Source organism: Stenotrophomonas sp. GW821-FHT09E08 (assembly GCF_059416125.1).
The window spans coordinates 221,023-243,560 of the sequence record NZ_JBWKOO010000003.1 but is presented as its reverse complement, the minus strand read 5'-3'; the positions used below and the strand labels follow the sequence as shown (position 1 = coordinate 243,560).

At 66.2% G+C, this 22,538-nt stretch carries 17 protein-coding genes; 8 read left to right on the top strand and 9 right to left on the bottom strand.

The features are described 5' to 3' along the window. Positions 1-3: 3 nt before the first annotated feature. From asnB to AC07M7_RS05735, 7 genes are all read left to right on the top strand, one after another. Positions 4-1,947: an asparagine synthase (glutamine-hydrolyzing) gene (gene asnB, locus AC07M7_RS05765; protein ID WP_495206934.1), complete on the top strand. Its 1,944-nt coding sequence runs from the start codon at positions 4-6 to the stop codon at positions 1,945-1,947. 66 nt (positions 1,948-2,013) lie between these two features. Then, on the top strand, positions 2,014-2,574 hold the full coding sequence (locus AC07M7_RS05760; protein ID WP_046984334.1) for an NADPH-dependent FMN reductase: 561 nt from the start codon (positions 2,014-2,016) through the stop codon (positions 2,572-2,574). A 297-nt stretch (positions 2,575-2,871) separates the two neighbouring features. Beyond that, positions 2,872-4,302 (top strand): replicative DNA helicase, encoded by a 1,431-nt coding sequence (locus tag AC07M7_RS05755; protein WP_046984333.1) that lies wholly within the window; start codon positions 2,872-2,874, stop codon positions 4,300-4,302. Positions 4,303-4,470: 168 nt separating this feature from the next. Next, positions 4,471-6,714, top strand: coding sequence for a TonB-dependent receptor family protein (locus tag AC07M7_RS05750; protein WP_495206933.1), 2,244 nt, complete (start codon positions 4,471-4,473; stop codon positions 6,712-6,714). Continuing rightward, on the top strand, positions 6,714-8,303 hold the full coding sequence (locus AC07M7_RS05745; RefSeq protein ID WP_495206932.1) for an alkaline phosphatase D family protein: 1,590 nt from the start codon (positions 6,714-6,716) through the stop codon (positions 8,301-8,303). The genes AC07M7_RS05750 and AC07M7_RS05745 overlap by 1 nt, the downstream gene beginning before the upstream one ends. Positions 8,304-8,472: 169 nt before the next feature. Further along, positions 8,473-8,685 carry a hypothetical protein gene (locus tag AC07M7_RS05740; RefSeq protein WP_005410275.1) on the top strand — a complete coding sequence of 71 codons (213 nt, stop codon included), beginning with the start codon at positions 8,473-8,475 and terminating at the stop codon, positions 8,683-8,685. Next, positions 8,682-8,951 (top strand): hypothetical protein, encoded by a 270-nt coding sequence (locus AC07M7_RS05735; RefSeq protein ID WP_430765877.1) that lies wholly within the window; start codon positions 8,682-8,684, stop codon positions 8,949-8,951. Before AC07M7_RS05740 ends, AC07M7_RS05735 begins: the two co-directional genes overlap by 4 nt. A gap of 113 nt (positions 8,952-9,064) precedes the next feature. Here the strand turns inward: AC07M7_RS05735 and AC07M7_RS05730 are convergent, their stop codons facing one another. The 7 genes from AC07M7_RS05730 to purB all read right to left on the bottom strand — a co-directional run bounded on the left by AC07M7_RS05730 (position 9,065) and on the right by purB (position 19,613). Next, positions 9,065-9,301, bottom strand: a complete 237-nt coding sequence (locus AC07M7_RS05730) for a hypothetical protein (RefSeq protein WP_430765876.1) — start codon at positions 9,299-9,301, stop codon at positions 9,065-9,067. Between the two features lie 275 nt (positions 9,302-9,576). Further along, the gene (lpdA, locus tag AC07M7_RS05725) at positions 9,577-11,013 is read right to left on the bottom strand and encodes a dihydrolipoyl dehydrogenase (protein WP_136639877.1); all 1,437 of its coding nucleotides are present in this window, start codon (positions 11,011-11,013) and stop codon (positions 9,577-9,579) included. A 63-nt stretch (positions 11,014-11,076) separates the two neighbouring features. Next, on the bottom strand, positions 11,077-12,279 hold the full coding sequence (gene sucB / locus AC07M7_RS05720; RefSeq protein WP_012511581.1) for a dihydrolipoyllysine-residue succinyltransferase: 1,203 nt from the start codon (positions 12,277-12,279) through the stop codon (positions 11,077-11,079). A gap of 39 nt (positions 12,280-12,318) precedes the next feature. Next, positions 12,319-15,150, bottom strand: a complete 2,832-nt coding sequence (locus AC07M7_RS05715) for a 2-oxoglutarate dehydrogenase E1 component (RefSeq protein WP_495206931.1) — start codon at positions 15,148-15,150, stop codon at positions 12,319-12,321. A 186-nt stretch (positions 15,151-15,336) separates the two neighbouring features. Beyond that, positions 15,337-16,233, bottom strand: a complete 897-nt coding sequence (locus tag AC07M7_RS05710) for a GNAT family N-acetyltransferase (RefSeq protein WP_136639879.1) — start codon at positions 16,231-16,233, stop codon at positions 15,337-15,339. Positions 16,234-16,242: 9 nt separating this feature from the next. Then, positions 16,243-17,658 carry a ribosomal protein uL16 3-hydroxylase gene (locus AC07M7_RS05705; RefSeq protein ID WP_495206930.1) on the bottom strand — a complete coding sequence of 472 codons (1,416 nt, stop codon included), beginning with the start codon at positions 17,656-17,658 and terminating at the stop codon, positions 16,243-16,245. 587 nt (positions 17,659-18,245) lie between these two features. Beyond that, complete coding sequence (purB, locus tag AC07M7_RS05700; protein WP_295381064.1) at positions 18,246-19,613, bottom strand: adenylosuccinate lyase; 1,368 nt, start codon at positions 19,611-19,613, stop codon at positions 18,246-18,248. 293 nt (positions 19,614-19,906) lie between these two features. Here purB and AC07M7_RS05695 point away from each other — a divergent pair, with 293 nt between their 5' ends. Continuing rightward, positions 19,907-21,334: a class II fumarate hydratase gene (locus AC07M7_RS05695; RefSeq protein WP_295381067.1), complete on the top strand. Its 1,428-nt coding sequence runs from the start codon at positions 19,907-19,909 to the stop codon at positions 21,332-21,334. 53 nt (positions 21,335-21,387) lie between these two features. Here the strand turns inward: AC07M7_RS05695 and AC07M7_RS05690 are convergent, their stop codons facing one another. Together AC07M7_RS05690 and AC07M7_RS05685 are read right to left on the bottom strand one after the other, a co-directional pair. Continuing rightward, entirely contained in the window at positions 21,388-21,813 is a 426-nt protein-coding gene (locus AC07M7_RS05690; protein ID WP_041864559.1) for a hypothetical protein, read from the bottom strand. A 105-nt stretch (positions 21,814-21,918) separates the two neighbouring features. Next, entirely contained in the window at positions 21,919-22,536 is a 618-nt protein-coding gene (locus AC07M7_RS05685) for a YggN family protein (protein ID WP_495206929.1), read from the bottom strand. Positions 22,537-22,538: the final 2 nt, after the last annotated feature.

Below are 22,538 nucleotides of genomic sequence, written 5' to 3'. Positions count from 1 at the left end.
TGCATGTGTGGATTGGCGGGAATGTTGTTGCCGGCGCCGGTGGCGTCGGCCGAGGTGCTGCAGGCGCAGGTCCTGGCCATGGGCGAGGCGCTGCACCACCGCGGGCCGGATGATGGTGGCTGCTGGGTCGATGCCGGGGCCGGCATCGCGCTGGCGCACCGCCGCCTGAGCATCCTCGACCTGTCCCCGCTGGGCCATCAGCCGATGGCCTCGGCCGATGGTCGCTATGTGATGGCCTACAACGGCGAGGTCTACAACTTCGCCGCGCTGCGCGCCGAGCTGGAACCGCTGGGGCACCAGTTCCGCGGCCATTCCGATACCGAGGTGCTGCTGGCAGCGATCCTGCAATGGGGCATGGAAGACACCCTGCAGCGCTGTAACGGCATGTTTGCCATCGCCCTGTGGGACCGCCAGGAGCAGTGCTTGTGGCTGGCCCGCGACCGTGTCGGCAAGAAGCCGCTGTACTACGGTTGGGCCGGTGACACGCTGGTGTTCGGTTCCGAGTTGAAGGCGCTGTGGCAGCACCCGGCCTTCGACAACGACATCGACCGCGACGCACTGACCCTGCTGTTGCGGCTGGACTACATCCCGGCGCCGCACAGCATCCACCAGCGCTGCTACAAGCTGATGCCGGGCCGCGTGCTGCGCCTGGATGCGGCCACCGTGGCCGCCGGTGCGGCCGCGCATCGCCCGGAGCAGGCGCAGCGCCCATTCTGGGATGCGCGTGCACGCATGCAGGCAGCGCTTGCCGCTCCGTTCCAGGGCCGCATCGAAGAGGCCGAGGAACAGCTGGACGCGCTGCTGCGCGATGCAGTTGCGCTGCGCATGGTGGCCGATGTGCCAGTGGGCGTGTTCCTGTCCGGCGGCACCGATTCCTCGCTGGTGGCAGCACTCATGCAGGCACAGAGCGGGCAGCCGGTGCACAGCTTCAGCATCGGCTTCACCGGCTCCGGCCACGACGAGGCGCCGTTGGCCAGGGAGCTGGCTGCGCATCTGGGCTGCGACCACACCGAACTCTACGTCAGTGGCGCCGATGCACTGGCGGTGGTGCCGCAGCTGCCGTCGATGTTCGATGAACCCTTCGCTGATGCTTCGCAGGTGCCGACCGCGCTGGTCGCCCGGTTGGCACGTCAGGGCGTGACCGTGGCGTTGTCCGGTGATGGTGGCGACGAATTGTTCTTCGGCTACACCCGCTACGTGCGTGCGCTGCGCAACTGGCAGATGCTGGGCCGTGTGCCGGGCCCGCTGCGGCGCTGGATGGGCGCACGCGCGCAGCAGCAGGGCGAGGCCTCGCGTACCGGCGGCCTGGCCGCGCTGCTGGCCGAGTCCGGCGCGCGTGGCATTGGCGATGTGTACCGCAACCGTATTTCGCGCTGGCGTGACCCGGCCGCTGCAGTACCGGGTGCGCAGGCGGCAGGCAGTTTCTACGATCTGGCCGACCCGCTGCATGGCGCCGGCACCCCGGCCGACGCGATGATGCTGGCCGATTATGTGACCTACCTTCCAGACGATCTGCTGTGCAAGGTCGACCGCACCTCGATGGCGGTCAGCCTGGAGGCGCGCGCGCCGCTGCTGGACTGGCGTGTGGCCGAGTTCGCCTGGTCATTGCCGCTGGGCTTCAAGCGCAGTGAAACCACCAGCAAGGTGCTGCTCAAGCGCGTGCTGGGCCGTTACGTGCCACAGTCGATGGTGCATCGACCCAAGCGCGGCTTCGGCGCACCGGTCAGCGACTGGTTGAAGGGCGACCTGCGGCCGTGGGCAGAGGATCTGTTGCAGCCGGCGCGGCTGGAGCGCGAGGGCGTGCTGTCGGCGGTGGCCGTGCAGCCCCTGTGGCAGCAGTTCCTCGGGGGCCAGCGCAAGTGGCATACCCACCTGTGGAACGTGCTGATGTTCCAGGCGTGGCAGGCGCATTGGCGGCAGGTGCGCGCGAACGTCACCGGCAGCTGATCTTCACCGGCCTGCACGGGCCCGGCGACTAGGCTGGGCCTCCCGCACCGTGAGGAGTCTGTCCCGATGTCCGTCCCCACCATCGCCGTGTTCGTTGGCAGCCTGCGCAAGGATTCCTGCAACCGCAAGCTGGCCCATGCGCTGGAGAAGATCGCCGGCGACCGCGCGCGCTTCCAGTACGTGCAGATCGGCGATCTGCCTCTGTACGACCAGGATTTTGATGCGCATTACCCGGCGCAGGGCACGCGCCTGAAAGACCAGGTGCGCGCCGCCACGGCAGTGCTGTTCGTGACCCCTGAATACAACCGCTCGGTCCCGGGCGTGTTGAAGAACGCCATCGACATCGGCTCCCGCCCGTATGGTGACAGCGCATTTGCTGGCAAGCCGGCGGCGGTGATCGGCGCGTCCATCGGCCAGATCGGTACCGCTGTGGCCCAGCAGCACCTGCGCAACAGCCTGGCGTTCCTGGACATGCACGTGCTCGGCCAGCCCGAGGCGTTCATCCATTTCAAGGAAGGCCTGATCGATGCCGACGGCACGATCCACAACGAGGGCACGCAGAAATTCCTGCAGGGCTACGTGGACCGCTTTCTGACGCTGATCGCGGTGCACACCAAGGGCGATTGAGACCGAGGGGGTCAGAGCCCTCTGCTTTGCAGAGGGATCCGACCCCACGTCCAGCTGGGCGGGCCGGAGCCCGCATGTTGCACGGGATCCGACCCCGGGGCGTGGATCTGCGATAATGCACGGCTTGGGCGCCGCAACGGCGTTCATCGCAGGCAGTGCGACGCCCCCATGCCAGTCTGGCCAGGCACCGGCGGATATCCCCCGTTTTTCCACGGCTTATCCACAAGTTTGTCCATGGCCGCCGGGGTCGGTGCATGCCTACACTCGTCTGGCCACTTTCGTAGGAAACACCGCAGCATGTCCGCCCGTTCCGGCTTCCGTTCCAACCGCAGAGAGCGCGGTGATGGCTTTGATCGTGATCGCGACGAGTCGCGCATCGATCAGTTGCGTGTGCCGCCGCATTCGGTGGAAGCCGAGCAGGCGGTGCTGGGTGGGCTGATGCTGGCGCCGGAGGCCTATGACCGGGTCAACGACCAGCTGACCGAGGTCGATTTCTATCGCCGCGACCACCAGATGATCTACCGTGCGATCCGCGAGCTGTCCGAACGTGAACGTCCGTTCGATGCGGTGACCCTGGGTGAGTGGTTCGAATCGCAGGGCAAGCTGGAACTGGTCGGCGATGGTGCCTATCTGATCGAGCTGGCCAGCACCACGCCGTCGGCGGCCAACATCGTGGCCTACGCCGAAATCGTGCGTGACAAGGCGGTGCTGCGGCAGCTGATCCAGGTCGGCACCGACATCGTCAACGATGGCTTCCAGCCCGAAGGTCGCGACAGCAGTGAGCTGCTGGCCTCGGCGGAAAAGAGCGTGTTCGCCATCGCCGAGCAGGGTGCGCGGGGCCGTACCGACTTCGTGGCCATGCCTGGCGCACTGAAGGATGCCTTCGAGGAACTGCGCAACCGCTTCGAGAACGGCGGCAACATCACCGGCCTGCCGACCGGTTACAACGACTTCGACGCGATGACCGCCGGCCTGCAGCCGACCGACCTGATCATCCTCGCTGCGCGCCCGGCCATGGGCAAGACCACCTTCGCGCTGAACATCGCCGAGTATGCGGCGATCAAGTCGAAGAAGGGCGTGGCCGTGTTCTCGATGGAAATGTCGGCCTCGCAGCTGGCGATGCGCCTGATTTCCTCCAACGGCCGCATCAACGCGCAGCGCCTGCGTACCGGCCAGCTGGAAGACGAAGACTGGAGCCGCGTCACCAGCGCGATCAAGATGCTGAAGGAAACCAAGATCTTCATCGATGACACGCCGGGCGTGTCGCCGGAAGTGCTGCGTTCCAAGTGCCGCCGCCTCAAGCGCGAACACGATCTGGGACTGATCGTGATCGACTACCTGCAGCTGATGAGCGTGCCGGGCAACAGCGAGAACCGCGCGACCGAAATCTCGGAAATCTCGCGTTCGCTGAAGGGCCTGGCCAAGGAGCTGCACGTACCGGTGATCGCGTTGTCCCAGCTCAACCGCTCGCTGGAAACGCGTACCGACAAGCGCCCGGTGATGGCCGACCTTCGCGAATCGGGCGCTATCGAGCAGGACGCGGACATGATCGTGTTCATCTACCGCGACGATTACTACAACAAGGAAAATTCGCCGGACAAGGGCCTGGCCGAGATCATCATCGGCAAGCACCGTGGTGGCCCGACCGGCTCGTGCAAGCTGAAGTTCTTCGGCGAGTACACCCGTTTCGACAACCTGGCCCACGATTCGGTCGGTTCGTTCGAGTAACGGACGTTCGCTGGGGCACGGATACAGGCCGGCCCCAGCACCATTCGGAACATCAACGTTCCGTATGTGGCGTGTAAATGACATGTAACGCGACGCTTCTACGATTCCGCCGCTGCTGCCCTTCGACGCCGCCCTTCGGCGTCCAGCGTGCCCAAGGAATCCGCCTCCATGCCGTCCCACGCTCCGCTCCGCCGCAATCTGCTGGCCCTGCTGGTCTGTGCTTCGCTCCCGTCTCTGGCCGCCGCTGAAACCGCCCCCGCCGCCGACGCGCAGTCGGCCACCACCCTCGATTCGGTCTCGGTGATCGGCCGCGGCGAAGCACGCCAGGTTCAGCGCGTCACTGCCGAAGACATGAAGGTGTTGCCGCCCGGTGCCAACCCGCTGAAGCTGCTGGCAACCAAGCCGGGCGTGCATTTCGAGTCGGCCGATGCCACCGGCGCCTACGAATGGTCGACCACCATCAGCCTGCGCGGCTTCAACCAGAACCGCCTCGGCTACACCCTCGATGGCATCCCGCTGGGCAACATGGCCTACGGCAACAGCAACGGCCTGCATATCAGCCGCGCGGTGATCAGCGAGAACCTGGGCGGTGCCGAGGTCTCCACCGGCATCGGTGCGCTGGGCACGCCGTCCACCAGCAACCTCGGCGGCGTGTTCCAGTTCTATTCGATCGATCCGTCCACCGAGTACGGGGTGGTGCTGGCACAGAGCTTCGGCAGCGACAGTGCGCGCCGCAGCTATGCGCGGCTGGATACCGGCGACCATCAAGGCTTTGCTGCCTACCTGTCAGGCGTCTATTCCGAAGGCGACAAGTGGAAGGGCAAGGGCTCGCAGGAGCTGAAGCAGTTCAACGGCAAGGCCACGTACAACTTCGGCGTGGACAGCAGGATCACCGCGCTGTTCAATGCGTCGCGCCGCGTCGAGGCCGACTACCAGGATCTGTCGCTGGAGATGATCGACCGCCTCGGCTGGGACTGGGACAACTACGCGCCGGACTGGGATCGCGCGGTCGCCGCCGCACGCGGCAAATTCAGCGGCGGCGTCAACAGCCCATGGGATGCGTACTACTCCGGCCACGGCCTGCGCAACGATGACCTGTCCAGCATTGCCGGCGATTTCGGCCTGAACGAGTCGATGCGGTTGAAGGTCAATGTCTACAACCACAGCAACCGTGGCCAGGGCCACTGGTTCAGCCCGTCCAATCCGTCCAACCCGGGCACCAGCCGCGAGATTCCAATCTCGATCCGCACCACCGAGTATGCGATCGATCGCACCGGCGTGACCTCGGCGTTCACCTGGAACGTCGGTGGCCACGAACTGGAGGCTGGCCTCTGGTACGAGGACAACGGCCACAGCGTGCAGCGCAACTTCTACTACATCGACGGCCCGATCACCGACGACTTCTTCCTGCGCAACCCGGACCAGCGCGTGTGGCACCAGCGCTACACCACCATCACCCGCCAGTTCTACGTGCAGGACCGCTTCCGCCTGTTCGATGATCGCCTGACCATCGACATCGGTGCGAAGTCGCCGCACACACGTACCAGTGTGCGCACGCCACTGGGCAGCTACGCCAACAACAGCAGCCTGACCTCGAAGAAGGGGCTGCTGCCGCAGGCCGGCTTCAACTTCAAGCTCAACGAAGGCAATGAGATCTTCGGCTCGTTCGCCAAGAACATCACCGCCTATGCACTGGGTGTCGGCAGTCCGTTCAACGTGCCGCAGGCGGCATTCGACAGCAGCGCGAAGAACCTGAAGCCGGAACAGTCGCGCACGATCGAGCTGGGTTGGCGTGGCTACGGCCGCGGCTATGAAGCCTCGGTGGCGGTGTACGACGTCAAGTTCGACAACCGTCTGCTGGCCATCGCGCAGTGCGTGGGCATCCTCGGTTGCCCGGCACTGTTCTCCAACGTCGGTTCGGTGACCAGCCGCGGTGCCGAGGCGACCCTGCAGCTGAAGCCGACGCAGGACCTCACCTGGTCCAACGCGCTGTCCTGGAATGACAGCACCTACGATAACGACTACGTGAACAACGGCGTGGTGCCGACCCGTGGCAAGAAGACCGTCGATACCCCGGAATGGATGTTCGCCAGCACCCTGGCCTGGACCCCGGGCCCGTGGGACATGCGCCTGGCCGCCAACCACGTCGGCAAGCGCTACGTGACCTACACCAATGACGTGTCGGTGCCGAGCTACTGGCTGGTGAACGCTTCGGTGGCCTATGACTTCGGCAAGCTGGGCCCGGCGCAGAACCTGACCGTGGCGCTGAACCTGACCAACCTGACCGACAAGCGTTATCTGTCCTCGATCAACACCAATGGCACCTACGCCGCTGACCCGACCCGCAGCCTGGCGACCATGCAGGTCGGCGCGCCGCGGCAGGTGATGGCCACCGCCACCGTGCATTTCTGATGCGCGGGCCTGTCGATCCGGAAAGCCGCCGTCGCCTGCTGCGCATGGCGTGGCAGGGCACGGGGGCGGCGATCGCGCTGGCGGCGATGCCGGGGCTGGCCACGGCCGGCCCTCGGCCGCGGCTGGGACGCGATCCGTTCACCCTGGGCGTCGCCGCCGGCGATCCGGATCCGCAGGGCGCGGTGCTGTGGACGCGGCTGGCCCCGGACCCGCTCAACGGTGGTGGCATGCCATCGCGGGCGGTGCCGGTGCGCTGGTTCGTGGCCGAAGACCCGGGCATGCGCCGGCTGGTGCAGCGGGGCGTTGCCGCGGCAGTGCCCGAGCTGGCCCATTCGGTGCACGTGGAGGTCAACGGCCTGCGCCCGGGCCGCGACTACTACTACCGCTTTGCCTGCGACGGCAACGAGGAAAGCGCGGTCGGCCACTTCCGCACCGCGCCGCCGCTGGACACGCCATTGCAGCAGCTGCGGCTGGCCCTGTGCACCTGCCAGGCCTGGAACAGCGGCTACTATCCGGTGCTGCGCGATATCGCCCAGAGCGATCTCGACCTGGTGCTGCATGCCGGTGACTACCTGTACGAGTACAGCCCGCTGCAGAACGCGCGCGGCCGCACGCTGGACGCCGAGCGTTTCAGTGGCGAGACGGTCAGCCTGGAGCGCTACCGCGACCAGTACGCGTTGTACAAGCTTGATCCGGATCTGCAGGCTGCGCACGCCGCGCATGCGTTCGCGGTGATCTGGGATGACCACGAGGTACAGAACGATTATTCCGGCATCCATCCGGAGAAGCCCGGGGTATCGACCGAAGACTTCATCGTGCGTCGTGCGGCCGCCTATCGCGCGTTCTACGAGCACCTGCCGATGCGCAGCATGCCTGCGGGCAATGGCGGCCTGCGCGTACATCGGCGGCTGCGCTATGGCGATCTGGCACAGCTGACCCTGCTCGATTGCCGCCAGTTCCGCCCGGCCAATCCCTGTGGCGTGGGCGAGTCGCCGCGCTGTGACGCTGCACTGGACCCGCGCATGAGCATGCTTGGCACGGGCCAGGAAGCGTGGTTCGCGCAGTCGATGGCCGCCGCGCAGGGCATGCGCTGGAACGTGGTGGTGCAGCAGCTGCTGATGGCACAGCTGCGGCTGGACGCTGGCACCCCGCGCGAGCGCTTCTGGAACGACGCCTGGGATGGCTATCCCGCCGCACGCAACCGGCTGCTGCAGGCGATGCAGGCAGGCGGGCAGGGCAATGCCATCGTGCTTGGCGGCGACTGGCATTCCACCTTCGTCAACGACCTGAAGCTGGATTTCGACGCGGCCAGTGCGCCGGTCGTCGCCACCGAATTCATCGCCCCGGCGATCAGCAGTGGCGGCGACGACACACCGTATGGACCGTATTACGGGCCGTCGATACCGCAGAACCCGCATATCCGCTATTTCGACGGGGACCGCCGTGGCTGGTGGAAGCTGCAGCTGAACCGGCAGACCGTGGACGCCGAACTGCGCTTCGCCGACAGCGTGCTGCGCGCGGATGCGGCGGTACGCACAGCTGTGCGTTTCCAGGTGGCCCATGGCCGCCCGGGTGCAGTGCCAGTGTGATTCCGTTCGGTAGTGCCGGCCGCTGGCCGGCAACCTCATGAATCTCCGGTTTCCCCACCACCGCTTTCATCGCCCCCAGCCCGGGTTTCGTCGCAAACCGTTTGCACGCGGCCAGAGCAGGGCGCCAAGGTGTCCGCAGGCGGCAAGGTGCCGCCACAAGGAGACCGTGATGAAGACTCTGTTCGCGCTCGGTGTGTGGTGCCTGCTGTTCGTGCTGTGCTGGCCGCTGGCGATCCTCGCCCTGATCGCTTGGCCGTTCGTCTGGCTGCTGAGTCTGCCGTTCCGCCTGGTCGGCATCACCTTCTCGGCGCTGTTCGCGTTCCTGCGCGCGCTGTTCATGCTGCCGGCGCGCCTGCTCGGTGGCGGTCCGGTGGCCGCATGAGGACAGTGCTGCTGGTCGGTCTGGCCCTGTTGGCGGCCCCGGTACTGGCCGCACCTCCAGTGCCGCCCTCGGTGTGGCTGGAACGTCAGCAGACCGCCGCTGCCGATGAGGCGGATGCTGCGGCGGCCAAGGCGGTCAAACCCAAGGAGCACTGCCGGGTGGTGAAGGAATGGAAGGCGGGTGAAACCGTGGCCCAGCACCGGATCTGTGACGATCCGCCGAAGTCGGACACTACGGACCGGGAACGCACACCGCCGCAGCGTTGATGCAGGGCCACGCTGTGGTCAGGCAGTCTGGGCATGCGGCCCGGTCTGCGCGGCCGGCCGTTCACTGATCCGCTGCAGATTGGCAGATGCTGCCGGGCCACACGGCGAACGAATCAGCCCGATGGTGGCCGCTGGATGGCCAACGACCGGACCAGCTCTTCGCCGGTAGCGGCGATCTCGAAATCCACGCCGTCGAAGGTTACGGAATTGCCGTTTGCCAGCGCATACCTTGGCAGGCCTTCCACCAGGTTTGTGCCGGGAAGAATCGTTGCGTCGAAGTGAGGCCAGAACTTGAATACCAACACCCTGCGGCCATCTTCGCCCCGAGTCTCGATTCGTTCGTTCTCCATGGAGATCTCCAATGTCTGAACAGCCCCACGAGCAGGTGCGGGAGCACCACCTGTCGCGCATCCGTGGCTTGGCGATGCAACGCGACCTCAGGCAGAGCCTACCGCACTGGAGGTCGACGCCCGCGTGAGGGCAGGGGTGACCCGCTCGTCTGCCGCGCGCCGGGTGCCAATGGGCCCCGTCCTTGTTCTGGAGTCATCGTGTAACAAAAAACCCCGCCGAGGCGGGGTTTTCAGCATCCGGCGATGCCGGCCAGCGGCCGGCACTGCCCGATGGATCAGTTCGCCTTGTGGATGGCGCGCTTGCTGACCGCCATCGCTGCGTCGTGGATCACTTCCGACAGCGACGGGTGGGCGTGGCAGATGCGGGCCAGGTCATCGGCCGAGCCGCTGAACTCCATGGTCAGCACGCCTTCGTGCACCAGCTCGGAGACGTTGGCGCCGACCAGGTGCATGCCGAGGATGCGATCGGTTTCGGCATGGGCCAGGATCTTCACGAAACCTGCCGGCTCGATCATCGCCACGGCACGGCCGTTGGCGGCGAACGGGAAGCTGCCGGCCTTGTACGGAATGCCTTCGGCCTTCAGCTGGGCTTCGGTCTTGCCGACCCATGCCAGTTCCGGCTCGGTGTAGATGACCCACGGGATGGTGTCGAAGTTGACGTGGCCCGGCAGGCCGGCGATCAGCTCAGCCACCGCGATGCCTTCCTCGAAGCCCTTGTGCGCCAGCATCGGGCCGCGCACGCAGTCACCCACTGCCCACACGCCGTTGACGCCGGTGTGGCAATGCGCATCGACTTCGATCTGGCCACGCTCGTTTACCTTGACGCCGGTGCCTTCGGCCAGCAGGCCCTTGGTGGCGGCGCGACGGCCGACGGCCACCAGCAGCTTGTCCACGGTCAGGGTCTTTTCGCCTTCGCTGTCGGTGTAGGTGACAACGACTTCCTTCTTCTTGCCCTTGCCGGTGATCTCGGTCTTGGAGACCTTGGCACCGAGGCGGATGTCCAGGCCCTGCTTCTTGAATTCCTTGGCAGCGGTCTTGGCCACTTCGGCGTCGGCCACGGCCAGGAACTCCGGCAGTGCTTCGAGGATGGTGACTTCAGCGCCCAGGCGCTTCCACACGCTGCCCAGTTCCAGGCCGATCACGCCGGCGCCGATTACGGCCAGGCGGTTCGGCACTTCGGTGAAGTCCAGGCCGCCGACGTTGTCGACGATGGTATCGCCGTCGAACTTGGCGAACGGCAGTTCGATCGAATCCGAACCGGCGGCGATGATGACGTTGGTGCCCTTCAGCTCGACTTCCGAGCCGTCGTGCTGCTTCACCTTGACCACGTTGCCCGGCTGCAGTTCACCGAAGCCGTAGTAGGTGGCGACCTTGTTGGCCTTGAACAGCATGGCGATGCCGCCGGTGAACTGCTTGACGATCTTGTCCTTGCGGCCAACCATCGCTTCGACGTCCATCTTGGCATCCTTGAAGCTGATGCCGTGGTCGCCAAAGATGTGGCCCATGTTCCAGAACTGGCGCGAGGAATCCAGCAGCGCCTTGGACGGGATGCAGCCCACGCGCAGGCAGGTGCCGCCCAGGGCCGGCTTGCCGTCCTTGCCCAGCGCTGCGTCGATGCAGGCGGTCTTCAGGCCCAGCTGTGCGGCGCGGATGGCAGCGTGGTAACCGGCCGGGCCGGCACCGATGACGACGACGTCGAATTGTTCAGCCATTGAATTATTCCTTGATGCATTACCAGAACCCCTCCGCGCAGGCGCGGAGGGGCGGGAGGTTTCTTACAGGCCGAACAGCATGCGGCCCGGGTTTTCCAGCTGGTTCTTGATGTCCACCAGGAACTGCACCGAGTCCTTGCCGTCGATGATGCGGTGATCGTAGGACATCGCCAGGTACATCATCGGCGCGATCACGACCTGGCCGTTCTGGGCGATCGGACGCTCCTTGATGGCATGCATGCCCAGGATGGCGCTCTGCGGCGGGTTGATGATCGGGGTCGACAGCAGCGAACCGAAGGTGCCGCCGTTGGTCACGGTGAAGGTGCCGCCCTGCAGTTCTTCCAGGCTCAGCTTGCCGTCACGGGCCTTCTTGGCGTAGTCGGCGATGGTGCGTTCGATGTCGGCGAACGACATGCGCTCGACATTGCGCAGCACCGGCGTGACCAGGCCCTTCTCGGTCGACACGGCGATCGAGATGTCCGAGTAGCCGTGGTAGATGATGTCGTCGCCGTCGATGGAGGCATTGACCAGCGGGAAACGCTGCAGCGCGTTGGCGGCGGCCTTCACGAAGAAGCTCATGAAGCCGAGCTTGATGCCGTGTGCCTTGACGAACTCGTCCTGCAGTTCCTTGCGCGCCGCCGACACCTTGGACAGGTCGACTTCGTTGAAGGTGGTCAGCATGGCGGTGGAGTTCTTCGACTCCATCAGGCGCTCGGCGATGCGCTTGCGGATGCGGGTCATCGGCACGCGTTCTTCCGGACGTGCGCCACCGGCCTTGCCGGCGCCGCCGTTGCGGGCGAAGTTGACGATGTCTTCCTTGGTAACCGCGCCGCGACGGCCGGTGCCATCGACGTCGGCCGGATTCACGCCTTCAGTGATGGCAGTGAAGCGGGCGCCCGGCGGCAGCGCGTCGGCGGCCGACTTGGCAGCCGGGGCCGGAGCAGCGGCGGCAGCCGGAGCAGCAGCGGCCGGAGCGGCGGCAGCAGCCGGAGCGGCTTCAGCGGCCGGCGCCGGAGCAGCGGCCACGGCGCCTTCTTCGATGATCGCCACGACCTGGCTGGAGGTCACGGTCGCGCCTTCGGCGAACTTGATTTCCTTGATCACACCATCGACCGGCGACGGCACTTCCAGGACGACCTTGTCGGTTTCCAGGTCAAGCAGGTTTTCGTCGCGCTTGACGGCGTCGCCCACCTTCTTGTGCCAGGTGGCGATGGTGCCGTCGGCGACGGATTCGGGCAGTACCGGGGCTTTGACTTCGGTGGCCATGCGGGAGCTTCCTGGTTTGTCTTCTAAATAGGGGGAGAGTTATTCAGCGAACGAGTCGTTGAACGGGTTGACCAGTGCATCGGCGACCAGCTGCTGCTGTTCGCGGACGTGGTCAGCCATGTGACCGGCAGCCGGCGAAGCCGAACGTGCGCGACCGGCGTAGTGCAGGTTCTGGCCATCGGCCAGGCAGAACTGCAGGTGGTGGCGGATCTGGTACCACGCACCCTGGTTCTGCGGTTCTTCCTGCGTCCACACCACGTCGGTGGCCTTGCCGTACTTCTTCAGTTCGGCAGCCAGCAGCGCACGCGGGAACGGATACAGCTGCTCCACGCGGATGATCGCCACGTCGTCCTGGCCACGCTTGGTCTGGTCTTCCAGCAGGTCGTAGTAGACCTTGCCCGAGCACAGCACCACGCGCTTGACCTTCTTGGCATCGGCATTGGCATCGCCGATCAGGTGCTGGAACTCGCCATTGGCCAGCTCGTCCAGGGTCGACACGGCCAGCTTGTGGCGCAGCAGCGACTTGGGCGACATCACCACCAGCGGCTTGCGGGTGGTCAGGTGCTGCTGGCGACGCAGCATGTGGAAGGCCTGCGCCGGGGTCGACGGCACCACCACCAGCATGTTCTCCAGCGCGCACAGCTGCAGGAAGCGCTCCAGGCGCGCCGAGCTGTGTTCCGGGCCTTGCCCTTCATAGCCATGCGGCAGCAGCAGGGTCAGGCCGGAAATGCGGCCCCACTTGGCTTCACCGGCGGCGATGAACTGGTCGATCACCACCTGGGCGCCGTTGGCGAAGTCGCCGAACTGGCCTTCCCAGATGCACAGGGTGTTCGGATCGGTGGTCGAGAAGCCGTATTCGTAGGCCATCACCGCTTCTTCGCTGAGCAGCGAATCGATGATGGTGGCCTTCTCCGGCGAATCCACCAGCTGCCGCAGCGGCAGGTAGTAGTTGTCGGTCTTCTGGTCGTGCAGGATCGCGTGGCGGTGGGTGAACGTACCGCGGCCGACGTCCTGGCCGACCAGGCGCAGTGCATTGCCTTCGTCCAGCAGGGTGGCGTAGGCCAGGTTCTCGGCAAAGCCCCAGTCGCCCGGGATCTCGCCAGCGGCCATCTTGCGGCGGTCGTCGTAGACCTTGGACACGCGCGAGTGCAGCTGCACTTCTTCCGGCACGGTGTTGATCAGCTTGGCCAGTTCGACCAGCTTGTTCTTCTCGACCTTGGTCGAGATCGGATCGGACAGCTTGCCTTCCAGCAGCTTCGGCCAATCGACGAACAGCGGGCTGCTCGGCGGGGTCTTCTCGACTTTGGCCAGTTCGGTGGTCACTTCACCGGCATCCAGCTTCTCGCGGTACGCATCGACCATCGCCTTGCCTGCGCCGGCGGCGATCACGCCTGCCTTTTCCAGCTGTTCGGCGTACATCTCGCGGGTGGTGGCGTGCTTGCGGATCACCTGGTACATCAGCGGCTGGGTGATCGCCGGCTCGTCGGCCTCGTTGTGGCCCCAACGGCGGTAGCACATCAGGTCGATGACCACGTCCTTGGCGAACTTCTGGCGGAACTCGAAGGCCAGCTGCGCGGCGAACACCACCGCTTCCGGATCATCGCCGTTCACGTGCAGCACCGGGGCGGCGATCATCTTCGCCACGTCGGTGGCATAGCGCGTGGAGCGCGTATCCAGCGGGTTGGAGGTGGTGAAGCCGACCTGGTTGTTGACCACGATGTGCACGGTGCCGCCGACGGCGAAGCCGCGGGCCTGCGACATCTGGAACAGTTCCATGACCACGCCCTGGCCGGAGAAGGCTGCGTCGCCGTGAATCAGGATGGGCATCACCTGCTTGCGCGCGGTGTCCTTGCGGCGCTCCTGGCGCGAACGCACGGAACCGGCAACGACCGGATCGGCGATTTCCAGGTGCGACGGGTTGAACGCCAGCGCCAGGTGCACCGGGCCACCGTCGGTGGCCACGTCGGCCGAGAAGCCCATGTGGTACTTCACGTCGCCGGCCGAGGCGTGCTCGTCGTGCTCGAACTTGCCTTCGAATTCGTCGAACAGCTTGCGCGGGTTCTTGCCGAGGGTGTTGACCAGCACGTTCAGGCGGCCGCGGTGGGCCATGCCGATCACCACGTCCTTGACGCCATCCTTGCCGGCGCTGCGGATGATGGTGTCCATCATCGGGATCAGCGAGTCGCCGCCTTCCAGCGAGAAGCGCTTCTGGCCGACGTACTTGGTGTGAAGGTAGCGCTCGAGGCCTTCGGCGGCCGTCAGGCGCTCCAGCGTGCGGCGCTGGGTGTCAGCGTCCAGCTGGTAGTTGCCACCGGCCAGTTCCAGCTTCTTGTAGATCCACTGGCGCTGCTCGACCTCGGAGATGTGCATGAACTCCGCACCGATCGAACCGGTGTAGGTCGCCTTCAGGCGCGCCAGCAGGTCACGCAGCTTCATGCGCGGCTGGCCACCCACGCCGCCGGTGCTGAACTCGCTGTTGAGGTCGGCATCGGACAGGTTGTGGAAGGGCAGGCCCAGGTCCGGGGTGTTGACCGGAGCAGCCAGGCCCAGCGGATCCAGGCGGGCGTCCAGGTGACCGCGCGAACGGTAGGCGGTGATCAGGCGACCGACATTGCGCTCACGCTCGTCGCCTGCACCGGTACCGGTGCCAGCTTTCAGCGCATCCTTGGCCGCGTCCGCGATGTGGGAGATGACAGCCGAGTGGGGAATGTCACCTGCTTCGCGGCCCTTGAAGCCGTCGAAGTAGGTTTTCCATTTGGGATCGACACTATCCGGGGAGACCAGGTACTGCTCGTACAGGTCCTCGACATAGGAGGCGTTGCCGCCGGCGAGTTGCGAAGATTGCGCAAACTGCTTCAGTTGATTGTCCACGATGGAGGGTGCTGATTCGCTTTGTGGGGTATGGCTTCAGAAGGACCCGGCACGAAGATGAATAGCCATGCACGGGCGCGTTCAAACAGCCAAATTGTACCCCCAACCGGACACGAAGGGGCACCACCAAGGGCATCGCGCGTCCCCCGGTGCCGCTTCCAGACAGGTTGGATCAGCTGCGCCGGCTCAGATGCCGAGCGCGCGTAGTTCGCTGCAATCGCGCGAACGGTCCCAGACGCGCTGCAATTGCTGCTCGAACGGCTGCGAACGTGCCGGTAGCGCGATGCCGGCCTCGCCGTCGAGCTGGTGCCCGATCAGACGAAAGTAGAAGTCGCCGGCATCGTTGAGCAGGCAGGCCGAGGCCAGCGCACGGTCGACCGGGTCGGTGACCTCGCGGAACTGGATCACGCTTGGCAGGCGCTGGGCCAGCGCCAGCAGCGGCGCGCCGGCCGAGGCGATCGCGGCCGCATCGTGCACGATCACCCGCAGCTGCTTGTCGTGGCGGGCGGTGACGAAGCGACGCAGGGCCGCCTGCACCGGCGGCGCATCCAGCAGGCCCGGATCCAGCTGGCGGCTGTGCAGCCACAGCTGCCGGCGGGCGCGATGGACGATGGCGGTGGTGATGGCCAGCGCCTCGGCGCGGCTGTCGATGGCGCTGGCGGCACTCAGCCGGCGGCGCATCTGCTGGTGGCCGATGCCGGCCTCCTCGAACACCTCGCCCTCGGGCAGGAAGCCCTGGCGCGCATAGAAATCGCGGGCGGGCAGCTGGGCGTGCAGGTGCAGCTCGGCCAGGCCGAGCCGCCGCCCGGCCTCGACCAGCGCCTCCAGCAGAGCCTCGCCCACCCCGTGGCTGCGATGGCTGGCCAGTACCGCCATACGGCCGATGCGGCCGTCCGGGGCCAGTCGGCCGGTGCCGACCGGCTGCCCGTCGCCATCCAGCGCCAGCACATGGGCGCTGACCGGGTCCAGCGCGTCGCGCTCCAGTTCGGCGGCGATGCCCTGTTCCTGCACGAACACGCGCTGGCGCACGTCGTGGAGAGCGGCATGGGCATCAGCGTGGCTGACCTGCTGGACCCGGATCACGGTCATGGCTCAGCCGCGGCCGTCGTCGCTGTCGTCTTCCTCGTCGTCCTCAAAGTTGACGATGACCTCGATGCCGTCGTCGTGCACGGTCACGGAGTGGACATCGTCGGACACCGCGTCGGCGTCGATCACATCCACGCGGTCACGGCCTTCGACGACTTCGCCGAGCACCACGGCATCCTCACCGTCTTCCTCGTCTTCGGCCTCATACATCTCGTTCGGGTCGATCAGCTGGAACACACCGCCGACCAGCAGCTGCTGGACCGCAGCGCGGCCCTTGTCGGACAGGCCGCGGTAAGCGGTGGCATCCAGCTGTTCGGCACCGGCAAGGCGCTGGGCGTCCTTGACCGGCAGCGCGAAGTCCTGGCCGCTGACATACAGGCTGGCGCCACGCTTGGCCCGCCGCCAGGCCAGGCGGGCCCACGGGTGGCGCTGCAGCAGCAGTCCGGAGGCCAGCGCCTCGACCACTTCCTCCGGGGCCGGAGCAGCCTGGTGGGGCATCACTTCGCCGGCGGCACGGTAGGTGGTGATGAAGCGGCCGAACCAGTCGCCCAGCTTGTCCGGGTCGTTCATGCGGATGGCGTTGAGCGCGGTGATCACCCGTGCCATCGCCACGGTATCGATTTCGTTCGGGTCGGCCGGCACCTTCAGATCGGCATCCTGGTAACGGATGTTCTCGTCGGCATCGGCGATCAGGGTGTCGAGGTAGTCGCTGATCAGCTCGGCCGAGGACGGCGCGCGCATGCCGAACGAGAAGGTCAGGCAGGGGTCTTCGGCGACGCCATGGTGCGGCACGTTCGGCGGCAGGTACAGCATGTCGCCCGGCGCCAGCACCCAATCGTGGGTCGGCTTGAACACCTTCAGCAGCTTCAGCTCCACGTCGGGGCGGAAGCCCAGCGGCGGCTGCTTGCCCTTGATCGATTCACTGGCATCGATCTGCCAGCGACGGTGGCCCTGGGCCTGCAGCAGGAATACGTCGTACTGGTCGACGTGGGCACCAACCGAGCCACCGGTGGCGGCAAAGCTGATCATCACATCATCCATGCGCCAGCGCGGCAGGAAGCTGAAGTGTTCGATCAGCGCGCGCACGTCCTTGTCCCACTTGTCCACGTCCTGCACCAGCAGGGTCCAGTCGCGGTCGGGCAGGGTGGGGAAGATCTCTTCCTGGAACGGGCCGGTACGCACGCGCCAGCCGTCCTGGGTCTTGTCATGCTCGATCAGGCGGGCCAGCACGCCTTCTTCGCAGGCCAGCCCGGCCAGGTCTTCCGGCTGCACCGGGGTCTGGAAATCCGGGAAGGCGTTGCGGATCAGCAGCGGGCGTTTCTGCCAGAAGTCGCGCAGGAAGGTGGCCGGCGCCATGCCCAGCGGCTGGCCGGGGCGGGCGGTGACTTCGATCAGGGGGGCGGAGGACTTGCGGGCGGCCATGGGGGAATCCTTGCAGCGGAAAGCGGGAGGGGCGGCGCGGCGGGCCGCCAAGGCCTCCATTGTCCGACGTTCGCCGGGATTGCGCACGTGCGCGGGTTTGTCGCGGGGTGTCCGGCCAACGGCTGAGCCCCTCGTGGCGGTCAGGTTCACAAGCAAAAGCCGCGCTTGGCCGGGCGGGTGGGCCATGCAGGGGACGCTGCAAGTACGTCCCTGTAAGCTCGATGGCGCCCTCCTGCGCTCGTGGGGTCAGATCCCTTTTCCGATGGAAAAGGGATCTGACCCCATCGGACAAACGAAAGAGGGACGCGGCGAAGCCGCGTCCCTCTTTCAAAATTCCGTCCCGACAACCCAACGCTCTTCGATCCGTCACCGGGAATCTGTCAGAGGTGGGACGGGTTGGGTTCGCGGGGGTGTCCGCGGCATGGATGCCGCGGCCAAGCCCCCAGGGACGGGTTCACGGCGTCCCCCGCGAACCCAACCCGCCCCGCCAAACACGGCAAAAACCCAGAGCAGCTTTTGACGTTGCTGTTGCCGTTGCTGTTGCCTGCCGCAGGCAGCGCACGCGGCCGCCGCCGCAAGGAAAACCCTTAAATCTTCTTCGCCAGCGACTCGGCCAGACCGGTGTAGCTGCCCGGGGTCATCTCCAGCAGGCGCTGCTTCGCATCCGCCGGCAGCTCCAGCCCCTGCACGAACGCACGCATCGACTCGGCGGTGATGCCCTGACCGCGGGTCAGCGCCTTCAGCTGCTCGTACGGGTTCGGCAGGCCATGACGGCGCATCACCGTCTGCACAGCTTCGGCCAGCACTTCCCAGGCCGCATCCAGATCGGCATCCAGGCGCTGCGGGTTCACTTCCAGCTTGCCCAGGCCCTTGGCCAGCGAATCCAGTGCCACCTGGCTGTGGCCGAACGCGGTACCCAGCGCACGCAACACCGTGGAATCGGTCAGGTCACGCTGCCAGCGGCTGATCGGCAGCTTCGCGCTGAAGTGCTCGAACAGCGCGTTGGCGATGCCGAAGTTGCCTTCCGCATTCTCGAAATCGATCGGGTTGACCTTGTGCGGCATCGTCGACGAGCCGACTTCGCCTTCCTTCAGGCGCTGCTTGAAGTAGCCCAGCGAAACGTAGCCCCAGATGTCACGGGCCAGGTCGATCAGGATGATGTTGGCGCGGCGTGCGGCGTCGCCGATCTCGGCGATGTTGTCGTGCGGCTCGATCTGCGTGGTGTACGGGTTGAACACCAGGCCCAGGCCGGTCACGAAGCGCTCGGCAAAGGTCGGCCAGTCCACGTCCGGGTAGCTGGCGATGTGGGCGTTGTAGTTGCCCACCGCGCCGTTGATCTTGCCGGTCAGCTCGACGGCGGCGATCTGCTTGCGCTGGCGCTCCAGGCGGGCGACCACGTTGGCCAGTTCCTTGCCCAGGGTGGTCGGCGAGGCGGTCTGGCCGTGGGTGCGCGACAGCATCGGCTGGCCGGCCTGGGCGTGGGCCAGGCTGCGCAGGGTGCTGGCGATGCCGTCCAGGGTCGGCAGCAGCACCTCGCGGCGCGCCTGTTCCAGCATCAGGCCGTAGCTGAGGTTGTTGATGTCTTCGCTGGTGCAGGCGAAATGCACGAATTCGAGGGCTGGGGCCAGTTCGGCGTCGTCCTTCAGCTGTTCCTTGATGAAGTACTCCACCGCCTTGACGTCATGGTTGGTGGTGCGCTCGATCTCCTTCACCCGCGCGGCCTGGGCCGGGCTGAAGCTGCTGGCCAGGGCGCGCAGGCGTGCGATGGCGGCGTCGGAGAACGGCGCCAGTTCGACGATGCCCGGCTCGGCGGCCAGGGCCAGCAGCCATTCCACCTCGACCGTGATGCGGGCCTTGATCAGGCCGTACTCGGAGAAGATCGGGCGCAGGGCGTCGACCTTGCCGGCATAGCGGCCATCAAGCGGGGACAGGGCGAGCAGGGCGGAATCGGACATGTCGGCAGGGCTGGGACGAGCGGCGGGGGCCATATTCTACGACGTGCCGGTCAGGTAATGCCGGCCGCTGGCCGGCAACCACGCCCGGTCCACGCTTCCAAGGATTGCCGGCCAGCGGCCGGCACTACCCTTGCGCACACACAACGGCCCTGCGGATGAAACGATCTGGCCCGTCCCCGTCATCCCGTGTCACCGTCAAGGGAGTATCGTTGGCGCAGCCGCCAGCCCGGGAAGCGACACCCTGCCAGCCGCCGCTTCCCTTTCCCCAACTGAAGTAGTGCGGAGTTGATGCAATGAGCAAAGCTGCAAGCAAGGGTTTCAGAATCGAACACGACAGCATGGGCGAGCTGCAGGTGCCTGCGGACGCCCTGTGGGGCGCACAGACCCAGCGTGCCGTGCAGAATTTCCCGGTGTCGGGTCAGCGCATGCCGCGCGGTTTCATCCGCGCGCTGGGCCTGGTCAAGGGCGCCGCCGCGGGCGTCAACGCAGAGCTGGGCCATCTGCCGAAGAACGTGGCCAAGGCCATCCAGTCCGCTGCCGCCGAAGTGGCCGCCGGCAACTGGGACGCGCATTTCCCGATCGACGTCTACCAGACCGGCTCGGGCACGTCGTCGAACATGAATGCCAATGAGGTCATTGCCACCCTGGCCAACCGTGCCGGCAAGGCGGGCAAGACCGCCGTGCACCCCAATGACCACGTCAACCAGGGGCAGAGCTCCAACGACGTGATCCCGACCGCACTGCGCGTGTCGGCGGTGCTTGCGACGCACGAGCAGCTGCTGCCGGCGCTGGTACACCTGCGCAAGACCCTGGACAAGAAGGGCCGCAGCCTGCGCAAGGTGGTCAAGACCGGCCGTACCCACCTGATGGATGCGATGCCGCTCACCTTCGAGCAGGAATTCGGTGCATGGTCGGCGCAGCTGGCCTCGGCCCAGGAGCGCATCGAAGACAGTCTCAAGCGCGTGCGCCGGCTGCCGCTGGGTGGCACCGCCATCGGCACCGGTATCAACGCCGACCCGCGTTTCGGCGCGCAGGTGGCCAAGGCGCTGAAGCAGCAGACGGGCTTCAAGTTCGACAGCGCCGAGAACAAGTTTGAAGGCCTGGCCGCGCAGGACGATGCAGTGGAGCTGTCCGGCCAGCTCAATGCGCTGGCGGTGGCACTGATCAAGATCGCCAATGACCTGCGCTGGATGAACGCCGGTCCGCTGGCCGGGTTGGGCGAGATTGAACTGCCGGCGCTGCAGCCGGGCAGCTCGATCATGCCGGGCAAGGTCAATCCGGTCATTCCGGAAGCGACGGTGATGGCCTGTGCACAGGTGATCGGCCACCACACTGCAATTACCGTGGCCGGCCAGACCGGCAACTTCCAGCTCAATGTCACCCTGCCGCTGATCGCGGTGAACCTGCTCGATGGCATCGGCCTGCTGGCCAATGTGTCCACCCTGCTGGCCGACAGCGCGATTGCCGGACTGAAGGTACGCGAGGACCGCGTGGCCGAGGCGCTGGCACGCAATCCGATCCTGGTCACCGCACTGAACCCGATCATCGGCTATGAGAAGGCTGCGGCGATCGCCAAGCGCGCCTACAAGGAACAGCGCCCGGTGCTGGACGTGGCGCTGGAAGACAGCGGCCTGGCCGAAGCCGAACTGCGCCGCCTGCTGGATCCGACCGCGCTGACTGCCGGTGGCATCCAGGCCGGTGGTGGTGGCGCGGGCGGTTGATCTACCGGCGCTACCGGGTCAATGAGAAACGCCGCCCTCGGGCGGCGTTTTTTTCAGCGACGGTCGGCGACGATGTTGCCGAAGGTGTCGGTGTAGTCCTTGAACTCGGGGATACGCTGGATCAGATCGGACGGAATCACTTCCATGCCTTCGGGCGGCTGGATCTTCACTGGCTGCATGTTGGGATCGGCCGGGGCCGCCACCAGAGTGTTCTGGCGCAGTACCTGCAGTTTGCCGAACATGGTCTGCAGCATCTGCTTCTGCGCGTCGTCCAGCGGAATCTGGATTTCGTCCATCTTCATCGTGCCATCGGCGAGGATGATGATGTTCGGCGCGGGTGGGCGACGCACGGTGACCATGCCTTCGCTCACGGAAATCTTGGGCTTGCCGCGCTCGGCGCGGTGGTTGCGGTAATCCTTGTCACAGCCAACCAGGCCCAGGCAGAGCAGGGCGGCCAGCAGCAGGAACAGTTTCTTCATGGCGGTTTGATCGGGTGCATCCGGGGCCGCCATTGTAAGCCCGCGCAGGCAGCGTCGGCCGGCAACGCTTGCGCGCTGCCGGCCGGGTGCGCTCATTTGCCGCAGTCAGAGATTGACGGTGTGGCCCTTGCCGGTGTCCTTGCCGCAGTCGTCCACGTCGCTCTGGTCCATCGTCGCGTAGGGCTTGAATGCCGGCAGTTCGCGCGCCAGCGCCTGCTGGCTGGCCAGCATCGCGGGCAGGCGGTCGCAGATGCGCTTGGCCTGGGTCTCGATCTTGGCGGCTTCGGCGTTGATGCGCTTCTCGACGCCTTCGCTGTCACCGCTGAAAATGCCCTTCAGCGCCTCGCCGGCGGCACTGGCACCAAGCTTGGCACCGGCCAGGCCGACGTCCATGCCGTCCATCGCGATGGCGACCACGTGGCCGCGGTACTCCAGCAACTGGCGGCGCTGCGCGTCATTGGCGGCGACGTCCTTGCCCGCGATCAGCAGGCGGCCGTCCGGGGTGATTTCCGCGCGCGGCTGCTTGTCGGCGGAGATCTTGATGTTGCCCTGGGCGATGTCCTTGCGGGCATCGTTCATGGCGTCCTTGACGGTCTCGCCGACGCCGCTGGTGGCCTCGGCAACACTCTTGCCGACGGTCTTGTCAGGCGAGGAAGATGTGCCGCCACAGGCGATCAGCGGCAGGCACAACAGGGTGGCAGGCAGCAGGCGCAACAGGTTCATGG

What these genes read in the sequence shown, in the direction of transcription:
- AC07M7_RS05740 (WP_005410275.1), top strand. Translation starts at nt 8,473, where the DNA reads ATGAAGACTCTGTTCGCGCTCGGTGTGTGGTGCCTGCTGTTCGTGCTG.
- AC07M7_RS05730 (WP_430765876.1), bottom strand. Translation starts at nt 9,301, where the DNA reads ATGGAGAACGAACGAATCGAGACTCGGGGCGAAGATGGCCGCAGGGTG.
- sucB (WP_012511581.1), bottom strand. Translation starts at nt 12,279, where the DNA reads ATGGCCACCGAAGTCAAAGCCCCGGTACTGCCCGAATCCGTCGCCGAC.
- asnB (WP_495206934.1), top strand. Translation starts at nt 4, where the DNA reads ATGTGTGGATTGGCGGGAATGTTGTTGCCGGCGCCGGTGGCGTCGGCC.
- purB (WP_295381064.1), bottom strand. Translation starts at nt 19,613, where the DNA reads ATGTCCGATTCCGCCCTGCTCGCCCTGTCCCCGCTTGATGGCCGCTAT.
- AC07M7_RS05685 (WP_495206929.1), bottom strand. Translation starts at nt 22,536, where the DNA reads ATGAACCTGTTGCGCCTGCTGCCTGCCACCCTGTTGTGCCTGCCGCTG.
- AC07M7_RS05695 (WP_295381067.1), top strand. Translation starts at nt 19,907, where the DNA reads ATGAGCAAAGCTGCAAGCAAGGGTTTCAGAATCGAACACGACAGCATG.
- AC07M7_RS05755 (WP_046984333.1), top strand. Translation starts at nt 2,872, where the DNA reads ATGTCCGCCCGTTCCGGCTTCCGTTCCAACCGCAGAGAGCGCGGTGAT.
- AC07M7_RS05745 (WP_495206932.1), top strand. Translation starts at nt 6,714, where the DNA reads ATGCGCGGGCCTGTCGATCCGGAAAGCCGCCGTCGCCTGCTGCGCATG.
- AC07M7_RS05760 (WP_046984334.1), top strand. Translation starts at nt 2,014, where the DNA reads ATGTCCGTCCCCACCATCGCCGTGTTCGTTGGCAGCCTGCGCAAGGAT.
- AC07M7_RS05705 (WP_495206930.1), bottom strand. Translation starts at nt 17,658, where the DNA reads ATGGCCGCCCGCAAGTCCTCCGCCCCCCTGATCGAAGTCACCGCCCGC.
- AC07M7_RS05735 (WP_430765877.1), top strand. Translation starts at nt 8,682, where the DNA reads ATGAGGACAGTGCTGCTGGTCGGTCTGGCCCTGTTGGCGGCCCCGGTA.
- lpdA (WP_136639877.1), bottom strand. Translation starts at nt 11,013, where the DNA reads ATGGCTGAACAATTCGACGTCGTCGTCATCGGTGCCGGCCCGGCCGGT.
- AC07M7_RS05750 (WP_495206933.1), top strand. Translation starts at nt 4,471, where the DNA reads ATGCCGTCCCACGCTCCGCTCCGCCGCAATCTGCTGGCCCTGCTGGTC.
- AC07M7_RS05690 (WP_041864559.1), bottom strand. Translation starts at nt 21,813, where the DNA reads ATGAAGAAACTGTTCCTGCTGCTGGCCGCCCTGCTCTGCCTGGGCCTG.